Genomic DNA, 1,143 nt, shown 5'->3' with positions numbered 1-1,143 from the left:
GCGGTAGATGTCGCTAGTGGCGGCCTTGAGCCGGCGGATTTTGAGGCCTGCCTTGGTTTGCGTGTCCTTGCGCAGCAGGTTCATCGTGATGCGGCGCAGAATTGCAAAGTTCTGCGCCGCATGTTCGACCCGCACCCTGCATTGATCTTCGCCGAACGCCACGTCGAGCACCCAGTGCATCGAGTTCTCGATCCGCCAGTGCGAGCGCACGGCGTGTGCAATGCGCGTTGCATCGGCGGGCAGGCTGGTCACGTAATATCGGCGCTCGACCGTCACCGTGTCGCCGATCTCGCGCGTTGCCTCGACCATCGCGATCGAACGCATGCCCGGCCAGAGCGCGGCCGCGCGCCATGTGTTCATCACGTCACTGACCAGGCAACGGCGCGTTTCGATCCGGCCGTGGTCCTTCTCGATCTCCCGATATTCACTCGAACAGTCCCATCGATCTTCGGACTGGAGTCGGTCGAGGGCTTCGAGCGTCGAGCGAATCTCCACCAGCAGCGTTGGCTGGTTCTCCTTGACCGCCAACACATAATCGGCACCGTTCGTGACGAGCTGCCGGGCAATCGCTTGCTGGCAGCCCATCGCGTCGATCGTCACAATCGCGCCCTTGAGTAGCAGCGCATCGAGCAGCTCCGGAATCGCCGTGATCTCGTTACTCTTGTCGGCCGTGCGCACTTGCCCCAGTACAACGCCCAAGCCGCTTCCAAAGGCCGACACAAGGTGGATGGCACGCGCCCCATTGCGATGCGAGCCACGTACCGTCTTGCCATCGATCGCGACGACCTCGCCGGACAAGGTTGGAAACGCACCGCTCATCCAGCGCGCAAAGCATGCCTCGAACTGACGCGGGTTGAGCGCCGCGAACACCCGTCCAAACGTGTCGTGCGACGGGATGCCGTTGCGCAGCGGCACGTAGCCGCGTAGCCACTCCAGTTTCTCTTCACCCCAGACCTGAATGGCCACCCAGCTATCCGCTCCCGACAGAATCGCGCACAGCGCCACGACCAGCATCTCTGACAAGTCGTGGGCAGGCGTTCTGCTGCGCGGATCGCGCAACTCGCCGAACGCGTCTTCGATGCTCAAGGCTTGCGTCTCTTCCATCCGATGCCTCCGCAAAAGATAGTAGTAAACGCTTGATTC

1 protein-coding gene is annotated in these 1,143 nt (G+C 62.2%); it reads right to left on the bottom strand.

What is annotated here, in order from left to right:
* Positions 1-1,104, bottom strand: a 1,104-nt coding sequence (locus U5771_RS35135) for an ISAs1 family transposase (protein WP_322028174.1), incomplete at its 3' end; no start/stop codon positions are given.
* Positions 1,105-1,143 lie beyond the last annotated feature (39 nt).

The organism is Burkholderia sp. BCC1977 (assembly GCF_905339595.1).
In the GTDB taxonomy this organism is placed as follows: Bacteria; Pseudomonadota; Gammaproteobacteria; order Burkholderiales; family Burkholderiaceae; genus Burkholderia.
This window is presented reverse-complemented; position numbering and strand designations above follow the sequence as displayed.